The organism is Streptomyces sp. NPDC018031 (genome assembly GCF_044327625.1).
GTDB lineage: Bacteria > Actinomycetota > Actinomycetes > Streptomycetales > Streptomycetaceae > Streptomyces.
The window spans coordinates 111,155-135,930 of sequence record NZ_JBIRFT010000016.1 but is presented as its reverse complement, the minus strand read 5'-3'; the positions used below and the strand labels follow the sequence as shown (position 1 = coordinate 135,930).

Sequence of the window (24,776 nt, the reverse complement as noted above, 5' to 3'; positions counted from 1 at the left end):
CCGACCGGGACGGCGACCGCCGCAGAATCGCGGCACCGGCCGACCGGGCTCGTGCGAGTCACGGACAACCCAGCCCTTCCCACGACGCGGTGAGCTGGTGACGGTGGCGCCGTGGGTGTCCGCCGCCGGGAGACGGCCGGCGCCCACGACGTGCCGAGGCGGCGGGTCGGTCACAGCCCGATGTCGGCCAGCCACTGGCTCGTGGTCCGGGGGGCGATGCCCAGCAGTTTCCGGGCGGAGGTCTCCGGGGCGATGGAGCGGCCCGGTGTGGCGCTCATCGCCCGGTAGATCTCCGCGACATGGGCGGCGGCGCCTTCTCCGATCAGGGGTGCGACCGAGGTACGGAACTCCTCGGGGGTGATCGGCTCGAAGACCACGTCCCGGCCCAGCCGGGCGCCGAACGCCTCGGCCAGGTCCGGCCCCGTGATCGCCGGGTACTGGCCGACGGAGACCGTACCGGTGATGTCCGTGTGCTCGAACAGGGCTACGGCGACATCGGCGATGTCCAGGTGGGACGCCCAGGAGACGGGGAAGTCGGCCCGGATCGGGTAGGGCAGCACGCCGCGCTCACGGGCCGAATCGGTGACGTAGGGCATGAGCAGGTTCTCCAGGAACAGCTCGGGCGCGATCACCGCATGGCAGACGCCGCTGTCGGCCAGGCCGGCCACCATCGTTGCGGCGGCACCGCCAGAGGCGGGGTCGGTCGGGGCACCGCTGGTGGAGAACAGCACTCGGGCCGGACGAGCCTCGCGGACGGCGGCGAGGATGTTGCGCACGAAGATCCGGTGGTCCCCTTCCGGGGTCACCGGCAGGTGGACGAACACCCCTGCGGCGCCACGGTAGGCCTCGGTCAGATCAGCGGCGGATGAGTAGGCGGCGGACACCACGCGCGCGCCGTCCACGACAGCGCGCTCGTTGCGGGTCACGGCAGTCACGGACTTTCCCGCGGCGGCGAGAGCGGCGACGACAGGGGCACCCTGGGCGCCGGTGGCGCCATGAATCACGTAGGTCATGGCCCTATTAGTGCATGCGATGCCCCAGTTACATCAACTGCACTAATGGACTACTCTCAGAAAATGTCCATTCCCAGCCTCCCCGAGTGCGGTGTCGCCCGGTTCCTCACCGTCATCAACGGCCCCTGGTCCACCCTCATCGTGCGCGAACTGCTCGAGGGCCCCCGCCGCTTCACCGAACTGCGCCAGGCACTGCCTGGCATCAGCCCGCACACCCTGACCAGCCGACTGCGCCAGTTCGCAACCCACGGCATCGTCACCCGCACCACTTACGCGGAGATCCCCCCACGCGTCGAGTACCGCCTCACCCCACTCGGCGAAGGACTGCGCGACGTCCTCGAGGCCATGAACACCTGGGGCCGAGCGGTCCCCGACCCGGAGCCCGACGCCGCGGTGTGAACCGCGGACCGCTCAGCGGTCCCCACCGCTCAATCGCCGTACGGGAAGGCCCGCTCGGGTCCGTCGGCCCTCATCGTCATGCCGCCGCGGCCGCCTGGCGGTCTCCGAGCCAGGACCGCACGGATCCGGCACGGCCTGGTCCACAGCGCGGGGGGAAACCTCGGCCGTGTATCGAAAGTGGATCTTGGACTATGAATGATCACGGCTCATGGGTCGGGGAGATCTCACGGACGAGCAGTGGGCGGTACTGGAGCCGCTGACACCAAGGGGCGCCAGGGCGGGACGGCCGCCCGTCTGGCCCCGGCGGCGGTTGATCGACGGCATACGGTTCCGTGTCCGGCAAGCTCGCGGTTCGCCATGAGGCGACCGTCCTCGTCGCCGCCATCAACGAGTGGCTCTGAGCAGTGCATCCGATCCTGCCCCGGGGCGGTGAGGCAAAATCAGCTCGCCGCACCAGCGCGCCAGATGGCAGGGTGCGGCGCATGACGCCCCCGTATCAGATTCGTGCCGACTACGACGCCCGCACGATCGTGATCTATCAGGCGTACTCGCCTGCCATCGCTGACGCGGCACTGCGGGCGGGCCGCTTCGTTGCGCCGTTCTCGTTCCACCGGATGACGTGGATCAAGCCGTCGTTCATGTGGCTGATGCACCGCAGCAACTGGGCCCGCAAACCGGGCCAGGAACGTGTTCTCGCCGTGCGGATTACCCGGGAGGGCTGGGAGGAGGCCCTGTCCCAGGCCGTGCTGACGACCGCCGACCCGGCGGCGGTGGCCCGGGCAGCCGTACATGTCCAGTGGGACCCGGAGCGTTCGCCGCGCGGAGCGGCACTGAACCACTACAGCATCCAGGTCGGCATCGGCCGCCACCTGATCCGCACGTTCACCGACGACTGGATCGTCAGCCTCACCGATCTCACCCCCCAGATCCGCAAGGCCTCGACACTGATAAAGACCGGGCACGCCACCAAGGCACAGCGGCTGCTTCCGGCGGAGCGGACCTACCCCATACCGCAGACACTGCAAGACGTCGTTTGCCCAGCCAGATGACAGGAAACGTGTGCGGGGCCATCCACGGCCCACCACATCACGAGCACTTTCGATACACGGCCTCACCGGCTCGCCACCTGCGAACCTGAGCAGCCATCGGGTGACGTCCCCGCCTCCGTGCTGCCTTCCCGTCGCCGGAGGTCGAGGGCCCGCGCCGATCCGGCAGGGCCCGGGAGACCCGCTGCTACGGTGAGGAATCCACAGGCTCGTCGACCGCCGGGGAGGCGCGGTGAAGGCGCTGGCGCAGGTGCTGGATGACCTGGTCGGGATCGTGACCGCGTCCGAGCAGGACACCACATGGACGGGCAGGTGGGATACGGGCGACGAGATGGTCGGAGAGCTGCGGGACCACGCGGAACGCCTCCGTCGCGGCGACACCTCCGGACTGGGTGAGCTGGAGTTCCTCTTCCTGCCCACGGGGCCCTTGCAGGAGGTGTCGGTCAGCAGCGGCTGGGGGGACCGGTTTCTGGTCCTGGCCGGGCGTTTCGACCGGGCACAGGCAGCGCGCGGGACGGCCCCTGGGACGTGAGGACACCTGAACTCGCTGGTCGGCGCCGGCCCACCGCCGCGCATGGCGGTCCTCGGCCGGGGTCGCCGACGTCTCCGTGAAGTCGTCCGGTCGAGGCGCGGCGCAGAAGTATGAGCGGGCCCTGGTCCGACCTGACCGGTCAAGGCCGGCCGACCGCCACCGTCAGTGGTGCATCGGCGAGCTGTTGGCGGGCGATGCCACGGTGGAATGGCCGGTCACGCGACGCACACCGGGCCGCGCCCCCGTGGAAGGGACGCGGCCTCGCTGATTTCAAGGAGTCGTCCACGGGCCCGCCGATGGGTGGCTGGAGAGCCATCCATCCGCACATGCCCGGAGCCGTCCCGGCCGCCGGCCGTCCTCCGCGATGCACCTGCTGGAAGCCGCCGTTGGCCGGTGGCAGCTTCCAGCGGTGGTGTGTCAGCTGACGGCGAGGAGGTCGACGACGAAGATCAGGGTCTCGCCCGGCTTGATGGCCGGTGAAGGTGAACGGTCGCCGTACGCCAGGTGGGGCGGGATGACCAGCTTCCGACGGCCGCCGACCTTCATGCCCGCCACACCCATGTCCCAGCCCTTGATGACCCTTCCCGCTCCCAGCGGGAAGTCGAAGGCCTGGCCGCGGTTCCACGAGGCGTCGAACTCTTCGCCGGTGGAGAAGGACACGCCCAGGTAGTGGACCGACACCGTTGATCCCTTGGTGGCTTCGACTCCGTCCCCCACCTGGATATCGGTGATGTCCAGGTACTCGGGCGGCTGGCCCTGGGGAAAATCGATCTCCGGTCGCTCAAGCGCCATCTCTCGCTCCTCGTTCTCGGTGTCTGCCGACCTCCGTCGGCCGGCACATCTGGAATGATCACCCTCCCATGCGGACCGCCCGGATCGCACCGAGAGCCCCCTGAGGACCCTCGGGAGACCTCGGGAGACCTCATGCCACCGTCACAGGCCTGGCTCCTGGCCCTGCACACCGCAGCCGACACCCGCCCGGCGGCCGCCTCGGACGCACCGGGGACGCGGGCTCGCCTCGGATACGGTCACCGCGTTCCGCACCCCGTCGACCGAAATAGTAGCCATGGACATAGTAGCCATGTACTCTATTCGCCATGAGCAAGGGTTCACCGGGCCCCACGCCCGGCTTCCTGGTATGGCGGCTCGCCAACAAGTGGCGCGTCGCGGTCGACCGCGCGCTGGCCCCGCTGGGCCTCACCCACGCGCAGTACTCACTGGTCGCGTCGCTGTACGGCATGCAGCGCGGCGGCGAGCGGCCCAGTCAGCGCCGGCTCGCCGACCACATCGGTCTGGAGGCGCTGTACGTCTCGAAGCTGGCGCGCGCCCTGGAGTCGGCCGGCCTGATCGAGCGCACCCGCGATCCCCGCGACCCGCGCGCCGTGCAGCTCGCCCTCACCGAGCAGGGCCACGCCGTCACGCGGCAGGCCATCACGGTGGTCCAGGAACTGCTTCAGCAGTTGCTGGAGCCGCTCGGCGGCCTCGACGCCCCGCGGACGCGTGCGTTCACCGACGAGCTGACCACCCTGCTCAAGGCACCCATCACTCCACCCGCACCGAACGACGAGAGCACTCAGGGGACGACGCCATGACCACCACCGCATCCACCACCGCATCCACCAGCCCGGCCCCCGTCGCCGACGCCCGCGCCCTCGGCCTGGCCCACTACGCCGCCCGCGGCGTCCTGGAGCTCGTCCTGGCCCGGCACGGCATCACGTTCCAGCAGCAGATCGCGCTGCGCGCCGCCGTCACCGCCGACGCCCCGCGGACGCCGGACGATCTCGTCACTCAGGTCCGGGGCTCCCTCAAGGCCGACCCGTCCGACATCCGCGCCACGCTCGACGAACTGCTGGCCCAGCGGTGGCTCGTCGCGGACGGCGCGCACCTCCGCCCCACGGACGCGGGGCGCGAGCTGATCGCGGCCGTCGGCGCGGAGACCGCCCCCGTCACCGCCCGCGTCTGGGGTGGGATACCCGCCGAGGACCTGGCCGCCGCCGGCCGCGTCCTCTCCCTGGTCACCGAGCGTGCCAACGCGGAGCTCGCGGCGCTGACCGCCTGAACGCCCGACCGGCGGATTAGTGGAATATTCAACTGCTGGTGGTGGTTGACGGCGCCGAAGGAGGTCACCAGTGGACACCACCTACAACGCCACCGGCAACGCCTACTACAGCCACGGGACACCGGCGGAGCGCTGGGAGCGGGCGCAGCTGTTCTTCGAGGCCAGGGACTATGCCGCCGCGGCACGGGTGCTCGGCGGGCTGGTCGAGGAGGTACCCGAGCAGACAGCGCCTCGGCTGCTGCTGGCGCGCGCCTACTACCACTCGGCGCAACTGCGGCGCGCGGAGGCAGAGTTGCGCATCATCGTGGAGCGCGACCCGGTCGAGCACTACGCCCGGCTGATGCTGGGCCGCACCCTGGAGCGACAGGGGCACACCGAGGAAGCCCGCTCCCACCTGCGCATCGCGTCGGCGCTCGCCGGTGACCGCGGGGACGACTGAGGCCTACGGCGGGCGGACGCCGGCCCGGCTCCCCCGCGGAGCCGGGCCGGCGTCGCCCGGGAGTCCAGAGCAGGGGCACCGGAGGCGGCACCGGCCACGACCACTGCTCCCGCGGTCCGTGCGAGCTGTGAAACGCCGGCTCCCTCACGCGGGCTGCGGGACACGGGCCCGGTCGGGCAGGGCCTGCTCCACCCAGATGGTCTTGCCGGTGGAGGTGTAGCGGGTGCCCCACAGTTCGGCCATCTGGGCGACGAGGAACAGCCCCCGGCCGCCCTCGTCGTCGCCGGCCGCGTGCCGCAGGTGCGGCGAGGTGTGCCCGGTGTCGGACACCTCGCAGATGAGGGTGCGGTCGCGGATGAGCCGCAGCTGGATCGGCCCGGCGGCGTAGCGGATGGCGTTGGTGACCAGCTCGCTGACGATCAGTTCGGTGGTGAACGCCAGCTCGTCGAGCTGCCAGGCGCTCAGCTGGCGCACCGTGTCCGCCCGGGCGCGGGCGACCTCCGCCGGGTCGGCCACCAGCTCCCGCACGGTCACCTGCTGCCCGCCGAGACACTTGGTGCGGACCATCAGCAGGGCCGCGTCATCGGCCACCGTCCCGGGCAGCAGCGCCGCGACGGCCTGGTCGCACAGCTCCTCCAGGGGGAGTTCGTGCCGGGAGACCACGTGGGCGAGCCGGTCGAGCCCCTCGTCGAGGCCGTGGTCCGGGGTCCGCACCAGCCCGTTGGTGAACAGCGCCACGACGCTGCCCTCGGAAAGGTCGATCTCGGCGCTTTCGAACGGCAGGCCGGCCCGACCCAGCGGCGCACCCTCGGGTACGTCGGGAAGGGTGACGGCTCCGGTGCGCGGATCGACGACGGCGGGCGGCGGATGCCCGGCGCGGGCCAGGGTGCAGCGGCCGGCGACCGGGTCGTAGATGACGTACAGGCACGTCATGCCCACGGCTTCGTCCGTGCCCAGCGCCTCGTCGCCCTCCCCGTGCACGGCGGCCCAGTCCTTGACCGACTGCCCGATCAGGTCGTCCAGCCGGGCCAGGAGCTCGTCGGGGGCGAGGTCCAGACGGGCCAGGGCGCGGACGGTGGTGCGCACCCGCCCCATGGTGGCGGCGGCCCGCAGACCGTGTCCGGCGACATCGCCGACGACGAGGGCGACCCGGGCGCCGGACAGCGGGATGACGTCGAACCAGTCGCCGCCCACCCCGGCCTCGCTGTCCGCGGGCAGGTAGCGGTACGCGACGTCCACCGCGGTCTGCGGCGGCAGGGTCTGCGGCAGCAGGCTGCGCTGGAGGGTGAGGGCGGCGGTGTGCTCACGCGCGAACCGGCGGGCGTTGTCGACGCAGACGGCCGCACGGGCGACCAGCTCCCCGGCCAGCGCCCGCTCGTCGGAGTCGAACGGGTCGGGGTTGCGGTCACGCGAGAAGGCGACCAGGCCCAGCGTGGTGTCACCGGCTCGCATCGGCACGACGAGGCGGGAGTGCGGGCCGTTGTGCCCGGCGGCCGCCGCGGGGGTATCGAGGACCGGTCGCCCCGAGGCGAGGCAGCGCGCCTCCGGCGAGCCCGGCGGATGGCTGAACGTTCTCCCCGCACCGTCCGGCTCCGGTGCGCCGGAGCCGGGTGCGGGCTGCCCGGCCACCCGCTCCACGCGCCGCCCGGCCGCCGCGTCCGTGTCGTCCGCGGCCCCCTCCCGCACGCCTTCGACCAGGTCGACGGTGATCGCGTCGGCGAAGTGCGCCATGCCGACCTCGACGAGCTGCTCCGCGGTGCACACCACGTCCAGGGTGGTGCCGATGCGGTCCCCCGCCTGGACCAGCAGGGCCAGCCGCTGCTGGGCGCGATAGCGGTCGGTGATGTCCGCCGCCTCCTCGCACACCCCCAGCGACTCGCCCCGCGCGTCCTGCAACCGGTAGTAGGAGCAGGTCCAGAAGTGGTCGTGGTCCGGGTCGGCGGGCGGGCGGCCCCGGTAGTGCAGGTCCCGGACCGGCTCGCCGGTGGCGAGGACCTGCCGCATGACCTCCGCCAGCGCCGCGGGGTGGCCCTCGGAGACGACCTCGCCCGCCGGGATCAGCTCGTCGGCGGCCGCCCCGATGTACTTGGCGGGCTGCACGACCTCCTGCTGGGCGGCCACGTTGGACCAGGCCAGACGCATGTCCGTGTCGTAGATGGTCAGGGTGGTCGGGGACTGGGTGGCCAGTCCGCGCAGCATCGCCTGGTGGGACTCCCAGTGCCGCAGCTCCTCGAGGTCGGCCGCGACGATGATCCAGGCGGGCCCCGACCCGCCGTCGGACAGCGCGCACGACGTCGTCGCTATGTGCAGCGGGCCGCCGTCCTTGCGGCGCGCCTCGAACACCTCGCTGCGTACGGTGCCGGCCTCCCGCGGGCCGGTGGGCCGAAGCCGGGCGCCCGTGTCACGCGCGGCCGCCGACAGCCGCTCCGCGGTGCGGCCCAGTACCTCCGCGGCGGGATAGCCGAACAGCGCCTCGGCCGCCGGGCTCCAGCCGATGATCAGGCAGTCGTCGTCGAGCACCACGGTCGCCGCCCGAGTGACGTCGAGGGGACCGCGGAAATCGACCGGGTCGGCCGAGTCCCATGCCCGCATCGCACCACCTCACACCTCGTACCTCAGGATCCGCCCGCGGCTCGGTCCGCACAACCGCGCCACCGTCCGCGCCACCGGCCGTTGGACACATCGTCGCCCCGCCCCACCACGACCGCCTGGGAGTAGCTGATGCGCCACACGGAGCCACCCGCCGGGGAGCGGCCCATCGAGCCGGAACTCCGGGACAAGGGCCTGCGGCACGGCGCCCTCGGGCTGACGGCCAGCGTCGTGCTCGGCATCTCCTCGGTGGCGCCCGCGTACGCCCTGACGGCCACACTGGGCCCCGCGGTCGACGAGGTGGGGCCGCAGACGCCCGCCGTCTTCCTGTCCGGGTTCCTGCCGATGTTCCTGGTGGCGTACGCCTACCGGGAGCTGAACCGGTCGATGCCGGACTGCGGTACGTCGTTCACCTGGACGGTCAAGGCGTTTGGGCCGCACGTCGGCTGGATGTGCGGCTGGGGGACGGTCGTCGCGACCGTCATCGTGCTGTCGAACCTCGCCGGGGTGGCGACCGACTTCCTCTATCTGACACTCGGCGAGCTGACCGGCAGCACGGGGGTGGCCGGGCTCTCGGACAACAAGGCCGTCAACATCCTCACCTGCCTGGGGTTCCTGGCCGGGGCCACCGCAGTGGCCTACCGCGGGATGACGGTCACCAAGGAGGTGCAGTACGTCCTGGTGGCGATGCAGCTCGCGGTGCTCGCCCTGTTCACGGTGCTGGCGCTGGTCAAGGCGGGCGACGCCGGCTCGGAGTTCGCCGTGCGGAGCTCATGGAGCTGGCTGGACCCGGGGCGGACGCGGTCCTTCGCCGCGTTCACGGCCGGTATCTCGCTGTCGCTGTTCATCTACTGGGGGTGGGACACCTCCCTGACCGTCAACGAGGAGACGAGCGACAGAAGGCGGACGCCGGGCCGGGCGGCGCTGCTCACGATGGTGATCATCCTGACGACGTATCTGCTGGTGGCCGTGGCCGCCCAGCGGTTCGCCGGTGTCGGACGCGAGGGCTACGGGCTCGGCAGTCCGGAGACCGGCGACAACGCGTTCGCCGCGCTGGCCGATCCGGTCCTGGGCGAGCTGGCGGCGCTGATGTTCTTCGCGGTGCTGGCCAGCTCCGTCTCCAGCCTGCAGACGACGTTTCTGCTGGCCGCGCGGACACTGCTGGCCATGGGCTTCTACCAAGCCGTGTCCCGGCGCTTCGCCGAGGTGCACCCGCGGTTTCGCAGCCCGTCCTTCGCCACCTTGTGCGCCGGCGCCGGCACCGGCCTGTTCTACACCGTGATGACGCTGGTCAGCCGGCACGCCCTGGTGGACACGATCTACGCGCTCGGTTTGATGATCTGCTTCTACTACGGTCTGACGGCGTACGCCTGCGTGTGGTACTTCCGCACGGAGCTCACCGCCGGCGCCCGGGACTTCGTCTTCAAGGGGTTGTTCCCGGCGCTCGGCGCCACCTTGCTGACCGCGGTGTTCCTCAAGACGGCGGTCGACACCTGGGACCCGGCGTACGGGTCGGGCGACGCCCTGTTCGGCGTCGGAACGGTCTTCTGGATCGCGGTCGGACTGCTGGGGCTCGGGCTGCTGGTCATGCTGGTGAGCCGGCGCCGCGCGCCGGCGTTCTTCCGCGGCCGGACGCTGCGGCACACGCACCCCACGCTGGACGCGCCGTACTGACCGGAGCGGGCCGGGCCCGAAGCCGAAGGGCGGTTGCGGGGCGGACCGCTCAGCCGGGTGCGGGCGGGCAGGCGAGACCGCCAGACCATGGATCGTGTCCGCCGAACGCATGCCGCACGGGATACGCACGCGACAGGTACGCAATGTGTGCGGTTCGGAGAGTAGGGTGAGATCGGAGGTGTCCGATGTCCGAGCTGTTCGACGCGGTCGACGCGCTGGTCGCGTCCCGGTCCCCGCTGCCGCCGCCGGCCGAGCGCAAGCGCCTGCGCCAGGCCCACGCCCTCACCCTGGACGAGGTGGCCGCCGCCCTGGACGTGCGGCGGGCCACCGTCGGCGGCTGGGAGTCGGGCAAGTCGGAGCCGCGGCCGCCGGAGCGGGAGGCGTACGCGCGTCTGCTCACACAGCTCGCGCGGCTCTACCCCGCCCCCGAGAGCACCGGTGCCCCGCGGGAGGACACCGCGGGGCCGCAGACGTCCGCCGCGGCGGTGCCAGCGGCGCAGGCTCAGCCCGCAGGTGGGGCGCGGGAAGCCGCGCCCCGGGGTGGGGCGGAGGAGCCCCCGGCCCGGTCCGTACCTCCCGCCGCCGATCCCGCGCCTCCCGTCGTTCCCGCGCCTCCCGCCGCCGTCCCCGCACCTGCCGCCGTTCCCGCACCGGCTGCCGGATCGCGTCCGCGTGCCGCCCGGGCTCCCCGGTCCTCGGGCGGATCGGGCACACCGACGTCCGCCCCCGCGGGAACCCCCGCGTCCGGCGGCGCGTACGCGCACGGCCCGCTGCTCGTCCTCGACGCGGACGCCGAGAGGCAGGTGACCGGCTACGGTGTCGACGGCCTGATCATGGACGTGCCGGCCAGGTCGCTGCCCGCCCTGGTCGAGTGGACACTGACCGAGGCACGGCTCGGGGCGGAACGGCTGCACGGCTGCGGCAAGGACGCCGACCCGCTGCTGGTGCTCACCCGGGCGGCGTGCGAACGGTACGGGCTGCCCGCGTCGCTGTCGGAGTCCGAGCGGCTCGCCGGGCGGCTCCCGGAGGGGCACAAGGTCGTCAAGCAGCTGGAGCGGGCCCACTGGCAGCTCACCCGGCGCGGGTTCGGGCCGTGGGCACGGATCTACCGGCCGGCCCAGGGAAGCCGTCGGAGTTGCGTGCAGCTGTGCATTCCCTCGTGGCACGCCCTCGACGACCGGGCCTGGGGCCATGCCGCGCGGCTGGAGCCGGCCGACCTGGCCCGGTTGCTGGGCGTGTACGCGCGGCGGGTGATGACGCCGGTCGGCTCCACCGCTGTGACGGGGCTGCATCTGATGACCGCGCTCAACCCGCCGACCCGCGCGAGCGAGCCGGACCAGGACGGCAGGCGGCACCGCGAGCACCGGCCCGGGTCGCTGGGAACGGAGCCGGTGGATCCGGCGCCGTGCGAGGCGACCGACGGGCACCCGGTCCTGGCGCACCTGCCCCGCTTCCACCTGCGCGGCCCGGAGGAGAAGCTGTTCGAGGAGGCGTACGACTGGGCGCGGGACCTGACCGATTCCGAGTGCATGCGGCGCTTCCTGGTCGGCATCGACGTGAACCTGGCGTTCGGCGCGGCCGCCAACGGCGCCGTCGTCGGCCTGGCCGCACCGCCGGTACACGTCACCGATCCGGTCTTCGACCCGGCCCTGCCCGGCTCCTGGCTGGTCGACCTCTCCCACGTCGACCTCGGCCGGGTGAAGGTCGGCAAGGAGTGGCGTGCGCTCGACGGCGAGTTGCTGCCCAGTCCGTTCACCCCGACCGGCGAACGCCCGACGGGGCCGGCCTGGTACGCCACCCCGACGGTCGCGTACGCCGTCGAACTCGGCTACGACGTCGCCCCCCTCGAGGCCTGGGTGCGCCCGGACAGCGGCCGGCTCCTGGACGGCTGGTACAAGCGGCTGCGCGACGCCTACGTCGCCACCATGGCGGATCTGGGAGTGGGCGAAAAGCTGTCCCCGGCCGACTTCCTGACGGCGATGGGCGGCTACAAGGACCGCGATCCGGAGCTGGCGGTCGTCCTGAACGCCGTCAAGATGACCGTCAAGGGCGGTATCGGCAAGCTGCGGGAGAAAGCGCGCGGCGGCGGCTGGAAGCCGGGGCAGGCCTGGCCGGCCCTCGCCCGCCCGACGTGGCGGCCGGACATCCGCGCCACCGTCATCTCCCGGGCCCGGATCAACATGCACCGCAAGATGCTCAACCTGGCGGCGGCCACCGGACGGTATCCGGTCGCGGTCCTGTCCGACTGCGCCGTGTACGCCGCCGACGGGCCCGGCCCCCTGGACGTGCTGCCCTACGGCGCCGACGGCAAGACGGTGCCCGGCAGCTTCCGGCTCGGCGTCTCCCCGGGGATGGTCAAGCACGAGGGCACCCAGAGCGTGCTGTGGGGCGCCCAGGTGCTCGAACAGCTCGGCCAGGACGGCCAGGACGGCAGGGTCGCCAACCTCGCCCGCTACATCAAGACCGGCGAGGTCACCGCCCAGGACACCGGAGAGTAGGCGAGTCACGGCCGTGGTCACGTTCGCGGAGGAACTCGACAAGGCGGTGCAGGGCGCGTTCACCCGCCCTCTCCCCAAGTCCGCCGGAGCGCGGATGCGCTACCTGGTCCGCCGGCACCAGCACAGCACCCGGCGCGTCGCCGAGTTGCTGGGCATCAGCCGGCGCACCGTCGAACGGTACGTGAAGGACCAGATCAGGCACCCTCGGCCGCAGCTCGCCGACCGTCTCGAACGCGAGGTCCGCGCGCGGTGGCAGCCCCAGATCCGTGCCCAGGCCAAGCAGGCCGCGGCCACCACCACAGGCATCATGATCGACACTCGCGCCCGCTTCGGTTACACCGCCGCCCCGGGCAGCACCGACGACGCCCGCCTGCGTCACCTCACCCTCGCCCTGCCCCCGCAGTACGCCGCCCGCCTCTTCCAGGCCCAGGAGGCCGGCGCCACCGAGGACCAGCTCCGCCAGGTCGCGGCCGAAGCCCTGGGCGAGGTCTACTTCCGCGACAACGGCCGCCGCGCCCACGGCCTCGAAGTGGCGTTGACCGACCTCGAGCACCTCGAGTTCGAGCTGTAGCCGGACCCGCTCGCCCTGACGGACACCGAGGCCGCCACCGGCAGGTGACCTCTGCCGGGACGGCCCGCGATCCGCACCCCGGTGCGGCGTCATCCGCCCGGGATCGGCTGGGTGAGGTTCACCGGGTTGCCGTCGGGGTCCTGGATGTGGGCGACGCGCTGTCCCCACGGCATGTCGTCGGGGCCGCCCTGGACCGATCCGCCCAGCGCCGTCACCCGGCCGAGCGTCTCGTCGACGTCGTCGACACCGATGCTGAGCAGGATCCGCGGGGCCGCCGCCCCGGCCCCCTGGTCCGCCGCGGCCACCAGGCCGAGGTCGGTGTCGCCGATGCGCAAGCCGAGGTAGAACGCCGGTCCTTCCTCCGGCACCCGGAAGATCTGCCTGGCACCGAACAGTTCCGTATAGAAGCCGAGCAGGACGTCCTGGTCGGCAGTGATGATCACTGGCTGGATGGTGGACATGGCACTCCTGTCGAGAACGGTCGTGTCACTGGGTAGACCGTTCGGGGACGGTGAACTCATCGGCGACTCCGCCCCGCCGGACGATCGGGTCGGCGGCCAGGCGCCGTCTGCCCTGTCGTGGCCGAGGCGGGGCCCACCGGGCCGGGCCGGACTCCGGCGCCGGCACCTCAGCCCTTGCGGTTCTCCGGCCGTGCCCCTCGGACCACATACAGGGAGGTGCCGACGGCGAACGAGCTGAGCGCCGGGATCCAGGCGAGCGTCTGGGCGGCGGGCTGCGCGGCCCAGGACCACAAGGCCGCGGCGCGGCCGGGGGTGCCGCCGGAAACGTACAGCGTGGAGAGGTAGACGAAAGTGGGCGCCCAACTGAGCCGGGCTCCGACGACCGCGGCCGAGGCCAGCGCGACGCCCACCGCCCCGATGAGGTTGCGCAGCAACGCCGCGGTGCCGAAACCCTCCGCGGAGGCTGGGGCGACCAGCGCCAGGCTGAGACCGGCGATCAGGGTCAGCGCCGCGAGGTGGCCCAGCCGGCGGGCCGGCCAGGGCCGGGCGGCCGTCCCGTCCAGGGCTGGTGAGTGCTGGTACAGGCTGGTGCCGAGGGCACAGGCGGCGAACACCGGGGCCATCGCCTGGGCGGGGATCCGTTCGGCCGGGTCGAGGTGGAAGACGGGCAGCCGGCCACAGGCGGCGACCAGGCCGGCGGCGGCGAAGAGCATGGCCGTGGTGCGGAGCAGCGCCCGCGAGCGCGCGTACAGGACGAGGCCGTACGCAGGTGGCAAGGATGCCGGGGGACGGTTCACAGGACAGGCACCGCCTGTGTGTCGCAGGATCCGACGGCCTTGAAGTAGCGGCTGAGCCAGGCGCGTCGGCGGTCGTCGTCCATGGCGGTCAGGCGGCTCAGGGCCCGGGATTCGGCGCGCATGGCGTCGATGCCCCGGTCACCCCACTCCCGTGCGGTCTCCTCCATCGCCTTCCGCCGGCTTTCGCTGAGGTCGTTGGAGACCAGCCAGTCCCGCACGACGCCGTGGACGGGGTCATCGTGCTCGGCCACGCATTCGGGTACCAGCGCGGAGGTGGTCTCCCAGGCCAACCGCTGCGGCTCGGTGAGTTCACCACGGACGACCTCCTGACCGAGCAGGAGTTGCGGCACCGGGAAACGGTCGGGCAGGTGCCGGACGCCCTCGAGCCGGCCGATGACTCCCGCCATGGCCGCGGAGACGTGCGGCAACATGTCCCTCCGCTCTCCGGGGACGCACACCTTGGGCACCGAGTCGTCACACGCCCGCGCCCGGGCCCAGGCGGGCTCGTGCCACATCTCCTCACCCGCCCGGGCGATCGAAACCGCGGCGGACGCCGCGAGAGCGAGGGGGACGACAGCGGACCAGGACCAGCGGGAGCGCAGGGTGGTGGCGAGGACCGCGGCGGCGGCGAGACCGCCGGTCCACACCATCATCGCCGGCGGCTGCCACCACACCGGCTCGGCGCGGACGAAGCCATCGTCGGCCGCCGGGCTGAGGAAACGGGCCGGGGACTCGTCGAAGGTCGCGTAGCCCAGCAGCAGGTACAGGCCGGCGGCCAGCACGGGCGGCACCAGCCGCCCCGGGGCGAACCTGCCGACGACGACACCGACGAACGCCGCGGCGGCGAGGAACACCAGGTCCGCGGCCGGCGGCGCGAGCAGCGGCCGGCCACCGGAGGTGTACGGCCAACTGGCCAGCATCGAACCGGCCGTGACCACGGCATGAGCCGCCACCACCGCCAGCGCGACCGGCACCGCGACCACCAGGAACTGGGCGAACGCGCTCCTGGCCGCACAGGCGCGCAGCACCGCCATGTGGGAGCGCTGCTCGCGGGCGCCCAGCCAGCAGCCCGCGGCGGCGGCGAACGGGCCGAGGACCAGTACCGCGAACATGTGCAGTTCCTGCTGGGTCTCAGGCCAGCTGCCCTGCCAGGAGTCGGCCGACGCCACCATGTGCACCGCGTCCGCGGCCGACACGACCAGCGCGATCCAGCGGGCCGGGCCACCGCGCACCTCGGCGACCAGCGGGTGGCGGGCGCTGCGGTCCGGTCGGGTACGGGTGCGGGAACTGTGGTCGAGGGTGGGCGTACTCATCGCCGTGCCCCCGGCGCGGCGGCCGACCCGGTGCGCCGCAGGCGGAGTGCCTGCGTGTATCCGCGCTCGACGGGACTCTGAGTGGCTTCCGGGTCCTCCAGCCGCTCCCCGAGGGCGGCCAGGGTGTCGGGGGTACCCCGGTAGACCACCGCCCCGGCCTCGATGAGGGTCACCTCGGTGCACGCGGTGGCCACGTCCTCCACCAGGTGTGTGGAGACGATGACGGTGGTGCCCGCCTCCCCCAGCTCTCTCAGCAGCACCCGGAAAGCGATCCGCTGCTCCGGATCCAGGCCCGCGGTCGGTTCGTCGAGCAGCAGCACGGCGGGGTCGTTGACGATGGCCTGGGCGATGCCGACCCGCCGCACCATGCCGCCCGACAGCGTCTTCATCCTGGCGTCGATCCGGTCCGCGAGACCGACCCGGGCCACCGCCTGCTCGACGGCCGGCCCTGCCTGCGCCGCCGGGATGTCCTTCAGCCACGCCACATAGGCGACGAAGTCCCGCACGGTGAAGCCCGGGTAGTAGCCGAAGTCCTGCGGCAGGTAGCCGAGCCGGCGACGGGCGGCGGACAGCTCCCGGTGTCCCGACACCTCCCGGCCCAAAAGTTGCACCCGTCCCGCGGTGGGGCGGGCGACCGTGGCCAGTACCCGTATCAGCGAGGTCTTGCCCGCCCCGTTCGGACCCAGCAGGCCGTGCACACCCGGCCCGAACTCCAGGTCGACGGCGTCCAGGGCGACGGTCCTGCGGTGCCGGACGGTCAGCCCGGCGATGTTCAGCACACTCACAGATCTCTCCAGACGATTCATGCACGGGGCCGGACGGAGCCGGGCCCGAAGTCGAACGCGTGGCGGCGCAGGGCGACCAGTGCCGCGCCCGCGACGGCGGCGGCGGCCCAGCCCGACTGCGGTCCGGCGCCGGTCAGACAGGCGTCCAGCCGCTCGGTCAGCGCCCCCAACGGAAGGACCCCGCCGCCCGGTCGGTCCGCCAGGACCACCGGCGCCAGCAGCGCCAGGCTCCAGCCGCCGGCCAGGATCCCGGCAGCGGCCAGGCACCCGATGTACGAGCCGAGAGCGAGGCAGCTCAGCGTGAGCGCCAGGCCCGGCAGCAGCCAGGCGGCGGGGCCCGGCACCCCTGGCCGGTCCGGCGCGACGGCGCTCGCGGCCGTCAGCAGCGGCAGGCTCACCGCGAGCACCGCGGCACACCGGGTCAGCAGCAGCCGCAGACCGCCGGACGGGGCAGCCAGGGCGATCTCGTGCACGGGATCGGCGGACGGCCCGTAGGAGACCGCCACACCCGCCAGCGGCAGCAGCGGTGCCACCGCGAGCAGCACCGGCCGGACCCCGTCGAACCCCGCCCCGTACGCCAGCACCACCGCCCCGACGCACACCACCAGCACCGCGACCAGCCACGCCCCCCACAGAGCGGGGCCGGCAGCCCACAGCAGACGGACGGACCACCGGGCCCGCCCGGGCCTCCCGGCCGTTCCCGACCGGGCCGGCGCCGCTGCCGGCACGGCGGCCAGCAACGCAGCGCGTACGTCCGCCACGACATGCGCCGTGTCCCTACGGGAGCACACCGCCAGAGACACCGTCACGGCGCAGTCGCCGCAGACCTCCACATGCTTCTCCAGTGACCACTCCGCCGCCTCGTCCAGGGTCCCGGCCGCGTAGCGCGCGCTCATCTCGCCGTCGACGTGCCAGGCCCCTTCCGCAGTCCCGTGCGCGGTCCGGTAAGGCCACGTCATGTCAGTCCTCCAAGCGATGTGCGGTCGTCGGCCAGTTGGGCCAGGGCGGCGCGCAGTTCGCGGCGGGCCCGCATGGCTCTGGTCTTGACGGTGCCTTCGGGTATGCCGAGCATGCCTGCGGCCTCCCGTGTGGTGAGCCCGTCCACGACCGTGGCCCGGAGCACCTCGCGCAGTTCCGGTGAGATCCGGCCGAGCGCGGCGCCCACCTCCCCGTACTCCAGCCCGTCCAGCACCCGCTCCTCGGCGGAGGGGGCCACCTGCGGGGGCGTGGGGGGCACCCGCTCGGCGCGGGTCTGGGCGCGCTGGGCGTCCACCAGCCGCCGCGCCGCGATCACCCACAACCAGCCGCCGCATTCCGCGCCCCGGTAGGAGGCGGCGGACCGCCACACGGTCATGAAGGTGTCCTGCAGCACCTCCCGTACCGTCTCCGGATCCGCGCAGCGCCGCGACAGCCGCGCCAGCAGCCAGCCCGCGTGCCGGTCGTAGAACGCGGCCAACGCCTGCTGGTCCCCTCCGGCGACAGCACGCAACAGCACGGCGTCCTCGTCTCGGTCAGCCCTTCTCGGGCGGAACAGTGTCACGCATCCTCTATCGCTCGACCGGCCGCGTCCGGTTCACCGGCTCCGCCGCCGATGGGCGGCCCGGGCGCCGGGACACGGTACGGGCTCCACCGCGCGGGATCCGTGATCACCGCTCGGCGCCGCGTCGCCGGGCTCCCGGGGGCCGTCAGCCCGCTCGGGGGCGAACACCGCGTGCCCCCGGCGCACTTCCGCGGCCCTGCCCCGCGGGCCCGAATTCCGGTGGGTCCAGGGCCGGGGCTCCTGGCGGTGGCGGGCCGGGGCGGCGGAGGTTCGGGCGGGCTCTCGGGTGTGGGTGGCACCGCGGCAGGCGGAGCGGGGTCCGCGCAGCCGTGCCTCCGGCCTTCGGCAAGGAGCCAAGCGACCGCACGTCCGGGCCCGCGGTCACGGTGGATGTGCCCGGTCGTCCTCGCGCCGAACGCCAGGCCGCTGCACGGTTCGACGGACGGGGATCGCCTGCCGGTGGCTCAGTCCACGTCCACGTCCACGTCCACGTCCACGTCGACGAACAGCGCGTTCATCGCACCGAGTACCCGCAGGCAGGCGTCGATGTCCGCCATGGTCAGATCTCCGTCCACGCGACGCAGCAGGGCCTGCTCGCGGGCGCGTGCCGCGCCGATCGCGGCCCGGCCCTCGTCGGTGAGTCTGATGAGCGGCGAGCGGCGGTGCGCGGGGTTGGCGACGCCGCGCACCAGCCCGCGTCCCGCCGCGTCGTTCACCATGCGTTGTACGAACTGCCGGCTGAGCGCCTGCGCCCGGCCCATCTGCGGCACGGTCATGGGCCCGTGGGTCCGCAGCAGGTCGAGCACCGCACGCACCCCGACCGACAGGCCCTCGTCCGGCGCCGTCTGCTCCACCTTTCGGTGGACCCGCCGGTAGAGCGGGCCGACCAGGTCGAAGACCTCCATGAGGTGCTCGGCCAACTCGTCCGGCCGGGACGAGGCGAGGGCCGCGGAGGGTTCGTCCGTCATACCGTCATTATGACACCTTGGTTGTCAACTCACGGGTGAAGATGACACCTTGGTCGCCATGAGCGTCGATCCCGCATCCGCCCCGGTCCGTTTACTGCAGACGTCCGACGGCCGCTTCACCTACCGGGAGGCAGGTTCCGGGCCGCCCCTGGTGTTCCTGCACGCCGGCTTCCTCGATCACCGCATGTGGGAGGACCAGCTGCGGGTCTTCGCCGCGCACCACCGGACCATCGTGTTCGACGCCCGCGGGCGCCCCACCGCGGTGCCGGGCGCCGCGCACTACCCCGACATGGACGACCCCGTCCGCTACAACGCCGAACTGGCCTCGTTCCCGGAGACGGTATGAACAGCGCCCTGCTCGTGATGGACGTCCAGCAGGCCATCGTGGACATCGTCGACGACGGCTCCGGATACCTGCCGCGCCTGCGCGGGGCCATCGACGGCGCCCGGGCCGCGGGCATCCCCGTCATCTACGTGGTCATCGCGCTACGCCCGGACTTCCCGGAAGTCGGCACCCGCAACCGGGCGCTCAACGACATCGCGCGGGCCGGGCTCTACGTCGAGGGCGCCCCCGGTACCGAGATCCACCCTGACGTCGCGCCCCAACCGGGTGACGTGGTGGTCACCAAGCGACGGGCGAGCGCGTTCTCGGGCAGCGACCTCGACGTGGTACTCAGGGCGCGGGGCATCGACAGCCTCGTGCTCACCGGCATCGCCACCAGCGCCGTGGTCCTGTCCACCCTGTGCCAGGCGAACGACCTGGACTTCGGCCTCACCGTCCTCGCCGACGCCTGCCTGGACACCGATCCCGAGGTGCACCGGGTTCTCGTCGAACGGCTCTTTCCGCAGTGGGCGGACGTCGTCACCATCGACGGCTGGCTCGACGCCATCGCACCCCGGTAGCGAATCCTCGATGGTGCGGGAAGGGCACGCCCGGGTCCGATCGCCTGGTGGCGCGTCAGCCGTGGGAGTGGCGGCCCGTTCGAGGAGACCAGTGTGCCCGTGACCACCTGACCCGGCCAAGGTCGTGGATGCCGACCTTGTCTGCCGCCGGAGGCCTTCGCGGTGGCAGGATGTGTGGTCACCAGCACCCGGGAGGTCCCATTGGACGGCCAAGGCGGCCCTGGCGCGGCAGAAGGCTTCAACGTCTTCGCCGTCGACGCCACCTGGCCGGAATCACGCCAGGTCACAGGGCACGGTTACCACCGGGCCAGTGGCGACATCCATGTGTACCTGTGGTTCGGCTCGCCGCACTTCGACCCCGAGGTCGAGCACGTCACCGTCTGCAGCGCGTCATCCGGCAACCCGGAGGCCGGCGAGGCCCTGGAGCGGGCTTTCGAGACCTACCGCCACCCCGGCGAGGCACCTCCTGACGGCCCGCCGGCCTCCGAACCCGTCACCATCACCACAGACGGGAGACCCATGACGTTCGAACTGTGGCGTGACACCGGCACCTCGCACTGGGTCGCACGGGGACGCGTCGAGAGCACCGAAGTGATCCTGTCCGGCTCCAAGGTCGAACCCAGCGAGCTCAGCCTGGTCCGCGTGAGTGACCTGGCCTCGTTCTCGAACCCCTTCGCGCCCCTCGGCTGACCGCACCGCACGGCGGCCCGCACGCCCCTGTCCCCTTGTCCGGAAAACGGGCATGCCGGGCAGCGGCCGGCTCCGCGTAGCGTGACACCGCGGGCCCTCCGCGCCGGCACGTCCGGCGCCCGAGGCGATCGGGCGCCGGGGGCGGCAGCAGGCGGCGGACGGCGGTCAGGGGCGCGCTGATCGGGGTGTCACCCACGCCGAGGAGGACGGGCGTGCCCGGGCATGCCGACCGGAACCGATTCGATTCAAGGGTTCCTGAATTCAGGATCATGTGTACCGTCGTGGGATGCTCACCGTTGCCTCCGACATCGAGGTGCTGGCCCGGTTCGGCCGCGCGCTCGCCGACCCGATCCGCTGCCGCATCCTGCTCGCCCTGCGCGACGCGCCCGCCTATCCCGCCGACCTCGCCGACGCGCTCGGCATCTCGCGCACCAGGTTGTCGAACCATCTGGCGTGCCTGCGTGACTGCGGTCTGGTGGTGACCGTGCCGGACGGGCGCCGTACCCGCTACGAGTTGGCCGACGAACGCCTCGGCCACGCGTTGGACGACCTGCGCACCGCCGTAGTGGCGGTGGAGACCGACCGGACATGCGTCGACGCCGACGAGAAGGGGTGTTGCTGACCCATGGCCGCAGCGACGCCCCTGTCCCTCGGGCCCAGTCCGGCCCGGCGCGACGCGCTCACGAAGCGCATACGGCTGCTGGTGGCGACGACCATCGCGTACAACACCATCGAGGCGGTCGTAGCGATCACCGCGGGGACGCTGGCGTCGTCCACCGCACTGATCGGATTCGGCCTCGACTCGGTGATCGAGGTGTCCTCCGCCGCGGCGGTCGCCTGGCAGTTCTCCGCTCGCGAGCACGCGGTACGCGAAGCGCGGGAGAAGACCACGCTGCGGATCATCGCCATCTCGTTCCTCGCGCTCGCCGCGTACGTCACGGTCGACGCCGTCCGCGCGCTGGCCGGGACCGGTGAGGCGGAGCGCTCCGTCCCCGGCATCATCCTGGCCGCCCTGTCCCTGGCGATCATGCCGTTCCTGTCCGCCGCCCAGCGCAAGGCCGGGCGGGCACTGGGGTCGGCCTCCGCGGTGGCGGACTCCAAGCAGACCCTGCTGTGCACGTACCTGTCCGCCGTGCTGCTGGTGGGGCTGGTGCTCAACGCCACCGTCGGCTGGTCCTGGGCCGATCCGGTCGCGGCCCTGGTGATCGCCGCCATCGCGGTGAAGGAAGGCCGCGACGCCTGGCAGGGCAAGGGCTGCTGCGCGCCGTCCGCCCGTGACGCCGCCGGCTCCGGCGAAGAGACGGCCGGGCCGGATACCTGTGGTTGCCGTCCGGGCTGCGACTGCTGCTGACCGGCCTCCGCCCGCCGAGGATCCCGACCCCGCAAGCGTGCGGGGCCGGATCCTGTCGTGACAGCGGGCTTCCCGGCGAGCAGGGGCAGCCACGGTCGGCCACCACGGTCTTCGCCACCGCCGACCGGACGCACGACCGCGCGGTCGGGCGGTGCGGAGCAGAACGTTCCGGCGCCGCGGGTGCGCCACACCGCCGTCTCGTCCGGCAGCGCGGTCAGCCGCTGCTACCGGTACCGGGCCCGCGGGAGTTCCTCGCCCCTCCCCGGGCCGAGGTGGTCGGTGCGGGCGGCGGAGTTCACGATCAGCGACCCGCCGGTGAACACCACGGCCAGGGCGCGGCTGTCGCCGAGGTCGAGCAGACGCTGTTGCCCAGCCCTTCGTCGACGATCGGGATGAGGTGTGCGTCCGCGAACTTCACGGCGCCCTCCGGGATCTCGGGAGCAGGGGGGTGTGGTCACGCCCTCCAGCCTCATCTACAGTAATCCATGGATTCATGGAGGATGCTATGTCGGAGAACACCAGGAGCGGGGCGAAAGCGCGGCTGTACGACGCGTTCGCGGCCAGTGGAAAGGCGCTGGCCAGCGGAAAGCGTCTGGAGCTGCTGGACCTGCTGGCCCAGGGCGAGCGCACCGTCGACGCGCTGGCGAAGGCGGCCGGGCTGAACCTGACCACCGCGTCGGCGCACCTGCAGACCCTCAAGCAGGCCGGGTTCGTCGCCACCCGACGTGAGGGCGTGCGCATCCACTACCGCCTCGCCGGCGACGACGTCGCCCAGTTGTTCGCGCTGCTGCGCAAGGTCGCCGAGAAGCACCAGGCCGCCGTGCCCGCCGCCCGTGACGCCTATCTCGGCGAGGACGCCGCGGCCGGGGTCGGCCATGAGGAGCTGCGGGCGCGGATCGCGGCCGGGGATGTCGTCGTACTCGACGTGCGTCCGGTGGAGGAGTACCAGGCCGGGCACATCCCCGGGGCGATCTCCATTCCGGTCGCGGAGCTGGCCGACCGGATCCACGAGCTGCCCGAGGGCACCCAGATCGTCGTGTACTGCCGTGGCGAGTACTGCGCCCTGGCCTACGACGCGGTGCGGTTGCTGACCGACCGCGGGCGCCGGGCGATCCGCCTCCACGACGGCATGCTGGAGTGGCGCCTGTCGGAACTGCCCGTCGACGCCGCGGACCTGACGTGACGGGGCCGGGCGGCCTCCCGTCGCACCCGGGTGCGGCCCACCGGCCCGGCTGCCTGTTCCGGGCGGCTGCCGCCCGGTGAACCGGACCCCGTCCGGGCTCGCCGGACCCGAAGGCGGTGAACAGTCCCTCGCCCTCTCCTCCGGCATGGCCGCCGAGGCCGCCGTGTTCCTCGCCGCTGCCGCACCGGCGAGCACCTCGTGCGTGCCGGCGCCGGCCTCGCTCACGCCCGCACCGCCGGCTGACGCACCCCCCTCGGGCGCGCCGCCCGCAAGCCCCTTGGCCGGGGCCGGGCCGGTGCGTCACCACGCCCGCATTCCTGCTTCGGAAGAGAACATGACCAGCACCGCACCCGCCGGCACGGCTGCCCGCATATCCGATCCCGGCCAGGCCCAGCGCCGCGTCCTGCACGTCCTGGTCGTCTCGCAGATCCTCAGCGGCGCAGGGCTTGCCGCCGGGGTCACCGTCGGCGCCCTCCTCGCCCAGGACATGCTCGGCTCCACCAGCCTCGCCGGGCTGCCCAGTGCCCTGTTCACCGCCGGATCGGCACTGGCCGCGGTCGCCGTCGGCCGCATCTCCCAGGCCCGAGGCCGCCGTCCCGGCCTCGCCGCCGGATACCTCGCCGGCGCCGCCGGATCGGCGGGCGTCATCATCGCCGCCGTACTCGACAACCCCGTCCTGCTGTTCAGCGCCCTCTTCGTCTACGGTGCCGGCACGGCCACCAACCTCCAGGCCCGCTACGCGGGAGCCGACCTCGCCGCACCCGGGCACCGAGCCCGCGCCGTCTCCACCGTCCTGGTCGCCACCACCCTGGGCGGCGTCGCCGGCCCCAACCTCGCCGCCCCCACCGGCACCTTCGCCGAGCGCCTCGGCATCCCCGACCTCGCCGGGCCCTTCATCCTCTCCGGCGTCGCGTACGCGCTGGCCGCGCTCGTCCTCGCGTTCTGGCTGCGGCCCGACCCGCTGCTCCTGGCCCGGGCCGTCGCCGAGGCCGGGGAGGATGCCGACCCCGCGACCGCCCCTGCCGCCGCCGGCACGGCGGAAGGCGGCGGCGTCGTCCTCGGCGCGCTGGTCATGATCCTCACTCAGTTCGTCATGGTCGCGATCATGACGATGACGCCGGTCCACATGCACGACCACGGCCACGGAACCGCCGCCTCCGGCCTCGTCATCGCCATCCACATCGGCGCCATGTACCTGCCCTCCCCGCTCACCGGCTGGCTCGTCGACCGCTACGGCCGTATGAAGATCGCGGCCGCCTCCGGCCTCGTCCTGCTGGCCGCCGGGATCCTCGCCGCGGCGGCGCCCGGTGACTCCGTCGCCCTCCTCGCGCTCGCCCTCACCCTGCTCGGACTGGGCTGGAACTTCGGCCTCGTGGCCGGCACCGCGATCATCACCGACACCGTCCCGCTCGCGACCCGCGCCAGGACCCAGGGCCTGGCCGACGTCTCCATCGCCATCGCCGGCGCCACCGGCGGGCTGGCTTCCGGGCTGATGGTCGCCGCCACCGGCTACCCCGTCCTCGCCCTCACCGGCGGCGTCCTCTCGCTCGCTCTCCTGCCCGCCATCGCCGCCACCGCCCACCGCCGATGAGCACCGTGGACCGCGGCACCCCCGCTCCCGGCATCACCGTCGACGGCACCGGACTCCTCTGCGTCGCCCTCCTGCTCCGACTGCGCAGGGCAATCGACGGAGCGGAGCCGGGTACCGTCGTCCATGTCATCGCCACCGATCCGGCCGCCCCGCTCGACCTGCCCGCCTGGTGCCACATGACCGGTCACACCTACCTCGGTCCCGTCGCCGGTACCGAGCAGCCCGTGTACGCGTGTCAGCTGACCGCCGGGGCGCTGCCCACCCGCCCGGACGCGCCATGGCACCCGGCCACCCGGTAGCCCTCCCGCCCCGGCCCACCCGTCCTGGTCCCGGCCGGCCGCGGCGGAGCCCCGCGCAACGGGCGCCGGCCGCCA

27 protein-coding genes and 1 pseudogene are annotated in these 24,776 nt (G+C 73.0%); 18 read left to right on the top strand and 10 right to left on the bottom strand.

What is annotated here, in order from left to right; all coding sequences use genetic code 11:
* Window positions 1–170: 170 nt before the first annotated feature.
* The gene (locus tag ACH4B3_RS27885; RefSeq protein WP_398467327.1) at window positions 171–1,013 is read right to left on the bottom strand and encodes an NmrA family NAD(P)-binding protein; all 843 of its coding nucleotides are present in this window, start codon (window positions 1,011–1,013) and stop codon (window positions 171–173) included.
* 63 nt (window positions 1,014–1,076) lie between these two features.
* Between ACH4B3_RS27885 and ACH4B3_RS27880 the strand changes: the two genes are divergently transcribed.
* The 4 genes and pseudogenes from ACH4B3_RS27880 (at window position 1,077) to ACH4B3_RS27865 (ending at window position 2,990) form a co-directional block, all read left to right on the top strand.
* Complete coding sequence (locus tag ACH4B3_RS27880; RefSeq protein ID WP_398467326.1) at window positions 1,077–1,412, top strand: winged helix-turn-helix transcriptional regulator; 336 nt, start codon at window positions 1,077–1,079, stop codon at window positions 1,410–1,412.
* Window positions 1,413–1,620: 208 nt separating this feature from the next.
* Window positions 1,621–1,752: pseudogene (locus ACH4B3_RS27875) on the top strand (transposase); the annotation flags it as partial.
* Window positions 1,753–1,894: 142 nt separating this feature from the next.
* Entirely contained in the window at window positions 1,895–2,461 is a 567-nt protein-coding gene (locus ACH4B3_RS27870) for a DUF4291 domain-containing protein (protein WP_398467324.1), read from the top strand.
* Window positions 2,462–2,690: 229 nt separating this feature from the next.
* Complete coding sequence (locus ACH4B3_RS27865; RefSeq protein WP_398467322.1) at window positions 2,691–2,990, top strand: hypothetical protein; 300 nt, start codon at window positions 2,691–2,693, stop codon at window positions 2,988–2,990.
* Window positions 2,991–3,407: 417 nt separating this feature from the next.
* On the opposite strand, the gene ACH4B3_RS27860 is transcribed toward ACH4B3_RS27865, so the two are convergent.
* A complete protein-coding gene (locus tag ACH4B3_RS27860) occupies window positions 3,408–3,782 on the bottom strand; it encodes an FKBP-type peptidyl-prolyl cis-trans isomerase (protein ID WP_398467320.1) in 375 nt (124 codons plus the stop codon).
* Window positions 3,783–4,087: 305 nt separating this feature from the next.
* Here ACH4B3_RS27860 and ACH4B3_RS27855 point away from each other — a divergent pair, with 305 nt between their 5' ends.
* The 3 genes from ACH4B3_RS27855 (at window position 4,088) to ACH4B3_RS27845 (ending at window position 5,488) form a co-directional block, all read left to right on the top strand.
* Window positions 4,088–4,582 carry a MarR family winged helix-turn-helix transcriptional regulator gene (locus ACH4B3_RS27855; RefSeq protein WP_398467318.1) on the top strand — a complete coding sequence of 165 codons (495 nt, stop codon included), beginning with the start codon at window positions 4,088–4,090 and terminating at the stop codon, window positions 4,580–4,582.
* Window positions 4,579–5,049, top strand: coding sequence for a MarR family transcriptional regulator (locus tag ACH4B3_RS27850; protein ID WP_398467316.1), 471 nt, complete (start codon window positions 4,579–4,581; stop codon window positions 5,047–5,049). Before ACH4B3_RS27855 ends, ACH4B3_RS27850 begins: the two co-directional genes overlap by 4 nt.
* A 70-nt stretch (window positions 5,050–5,119) precedes the next feature.
* The gene (locus ACH4B3_RS27845) at window positions 5,120–5,488 is read left to right on the top strand and encodes a tetratricopeptide repeat protein (RefSeq protein WP_398467314.1); all 369 of its coding nucleotides are present in this window, start codon (window positions 5,120–5,122) and stop codon (window positions 5,486–5,488) included.
* Between the two features lie 144 nt (window positions 5,489–5,632).
* Here ACH4B3_RS27845 and ACH4B3_RS27840 read toward each other — a convergent pair whose 3' ends face one another.
* On the bottom strand, window positions 5,633–8,080 hold the full coding sequence (locus ACH4B3_RS27840; RefSeq protein ID WP_398467312.1) for a SpoIIE family protein phosphatase: 2,448 nt from the start codon (window positions 8,078–8,080) through the stop codon (window positions 5,633–5,635).
* A gap of 129 nt (window positions 8,081–8,209) precedes the next feature.
* Here ACH4B3_RS27840 and ACH4B3_RS27835 point away from each other — a divergent pair, with 129 nt between their 5' ends.
* From ACH4B3_RS27835 to tpg, 3 genes are all read left to right on the top strand, one after another.
* Window positions 8,210–9,751, top strand: coding sequence for an APC family permease (locus tag ACH4B3_RS27835; RefSeq protein ID WP_398467310.1), 1,542 nt, complete (start codon window positions 8,210–8,212; stop codon window positions 9,749–9,751).
* A gap of 185 nt (window positions 9,752–9,936) precedes the next feature.
* Window positions 9,937–12,249: a telomere-associated protein Tap gene (tap, locus tag ACH4B3_RS27830; RefSeq protein ID WP_398467308.1), complete on the top strand. Its 2,313-nt coding sequence runs from the start codon at window positions 9,937–9,939 to the stop codon at window positions 12,247–12,249.
* A gap of 13 nt (window positions 12,250–12,262) precedes the next feature.
* Window positions 12,263–12,820 (top strand): telomere-protecting terminal protein Tpg, encoded by a 558-nt coding sequence (gene tpg / locus ACH4B3_RS27825; protein WP_398467306.1) that lies wholly within the window; start codon window positions 12,263–12,265, stop codon window positions 12,818–12,820.
* An 89-nt stretch (window positions 12,821–12,909) separates the two neighbouring features.
* On the opposite strand, the gene ACH4B3_RS27820 is transcribed toward tpg, so the two are convergent.
* From ACH4B3_RS27820 to ACH4B3_RS27790, 7 genes are all read right to left on the bottom strand, one after another.
* The gene (locus tag ACH4B3_RS27820) at window positions 12,910–13,281 is read right to left on the bottom strand and encodes a VOC family protein (RefSeq protein WP_398467304.1); all 372 of its coding nucleotides are present in this window, start codon (window positions 13,279–13,281) and stop codon (window positions 12,910–12,912) included.
* A gap of 167 nt (window positions 13,282–13,448) precedes the next feature.
* Window positions 13,449–14,057, bottom strand: a complete 609-nt coding sequence (locus tag ACH4B3_RS27815; RefSeq protein ID WP_398467302.1) for a hypothetical protein — start codon at window positions 14,055–14,057, stop codon at window positions 13,449–13,451.
* 17 nt (window positions 14,058–14,074) lie between these two features.
* A complete protein-coding gene (locus ACH4B3_RS27810) occupies window positions 14,075–15,391 on the bottom strand; it encodes a hypothetical protein (protein WP_398467300.1) in 1,317 nt (438 codons plus the stop codon).
* Window positions 15,388–16,197 carry an ABC transporter ATP-binding protein gene (locus tag ACH4B3_RS27805; RefSeq protein ID WP_398467298.1) on the bottom strand — a complete coding sequence of 270 codons (810 nt, stop codon included), beginning with the start codon at window positions 16,195–16,197 and terminating at the stop codon, window positions 15,388–15,390. The genes ACH4B3_RS27810 and ACH4B3_RS27805 overlap by 4 nt, the downstream gene beginning before the upstream one ends.
* Window positions 16,194–17,135, bottom strand: coding sequence for a zf-HC2 domain-containing protein (locus ACH4B3_RS27800; RefSeq protein ID WP_398467296.1), 942 nt, complete (start codon window positions 17,133–17,135; stop codon window positions 16,194–16,196). The genes ACH4B3_RS27805 and ACH4B3_RS27800 overlap by 4 nt, the downstream gene beginning before the upstream one ends.
* Window positions 17,132–17,716, bottom strand: a complete 585-nt coding sequence (locus tag ACH4B3_RS27795) for an RNA polymerase sigma factor (protein WP_398467294.1) — start codon at window positions 17,714–17,716, stop codon at window positions 17,132–17,134. Before ACH4B3_RS27795 ends, ACH4B3_RS27800 begins: the two co-directional genes overlap by 4 nt.
* A 464-nt stretch (window positions 17,717–18,180) precedes the next feature.
* The gene (locus ACH4B3_RS27790; RefSeq protein WP_398467292.1) at window positions 18,181–18,684 is read right to left on the bottom strand and encodes a MarR family winged helix-turn-helix transcriptional regulator; all 504 of its coding nucleotides are present in this window, start codon (window positions 18,682–18,684) and stop codon (window positions 18,181–18,183) included.
* Window positions 18,685–18,742: 58 nt separating this feature from the next.
* Between ACH4B3_RS27790 and ACH4B3_RS27785 the strand changes: the two genes are divergently transcribed.
* The 8 genes from ACH4B3_RS27785 (at window position 18,743) to ACH4B3_RS27750 (ending at window position 24,701) form a co-directional block, all read left to right on the top strand.
* A complete protein-coding gene (locus tag ACH4B3_RS27785) occupies window positions 18,743–19,030 on the top strand; it encodes an alpha/beta fold hydrolase (RefSeq protein WP_398467290.1) in 288 nt (95 codons plus the stop codon).
* Window positions 19,027–19,587: a cysteine hydrolase family protein gene (locus tag ACH4B3_RS27780; protein WP_398467288.1), complete on the top strand. Its 561-nt coding sequence runs from the start codon at window positions 19,027–19,029 to the stop codon at window positions 19,585–19,587. The genes ACH4B3_RS27785 and ACH4B3_RS27780 overlap by 4 nt, the downstream gene beginning before the upstream one ends.
* A 174-nt stretch (window positions 19,588–19,761) precedes the next feature.
* Window positions 19,762–20,277, top strand: coding sequence for a hypothetical protein (locus tag ACH4B3_RS27775; protein WP_398467286.1), 516 nt, complete (start codon window positions 19,762–19,764; stop codon window positions 20,275–20,277).
* Between the two features lie 286 nt (window positions 20,278–20,563).
* Window positions 20,564–20,899 carry an ArsR/SmtB family transcription factor gene (locus ACH4B3_RS27770; RefSeq protein ID WP_398467284.1) on the top strand — a complete coding sequence of 112 codons (336 nt, stop codon included), beginning with the start codon at window positions 20,564–20,566 and terminating at the stop codon, window positions 20,897–20,899.
* Window positions 20,900–20,902: 3 nt separating this feature from the next.
* Window positions 20,903–21,628, top strand: a complete 726-nt coding sequence (locus ACH4B3_RS27765) for a cation transporter (protein ID WP_398467282.1) — start codon at window positions 20,903–20,905, stop codon at window positions 21,626–21,628.
* 505 nt (window positions 21,629–22,133) lie between these two features.
* Window positions 22,134–22,811 (top strand): ArsR/SmtB family transcription factor, encoded by a 678-nt coding sequence (locus ACH4B3_RS27760; protein WP_398467280.1) that lies wholly within the window; start codon window positions 22,134–22,136, stop codon window positions 22,809–22,811.
* A gap of 334 nt (window positions 22,812–23,145) precedes the next feature.
* Window positions 23,146–24,402: an MFS transporter gene (locus tag ACH4B3_RS27755; protein ID WP_398467278.1), complete on the top strand. Its 1,257-nt coding sequence runs from the start codon at window positions 23,146–23,148 to the stop codon at window positions 24,400–24,402.
* A complete protein-coding gene (locus ACH4B3_RS27750; RefSeq protein WP_398467276.1) occupies window positions 24,399–24,701 on the top strand; it encodes a sulfurtransferase TusA family protein in 303 nt (100 codons plus the stop codon). The genes ACH4B3_RS27755 and ACH4B3_RS27750 overlap by 4 nt, the downstream gene beginning before the upstream one ends.
* The last annotated feature ends 75 nt before the right edge of the window (window positions 24,702–24,776 follow it).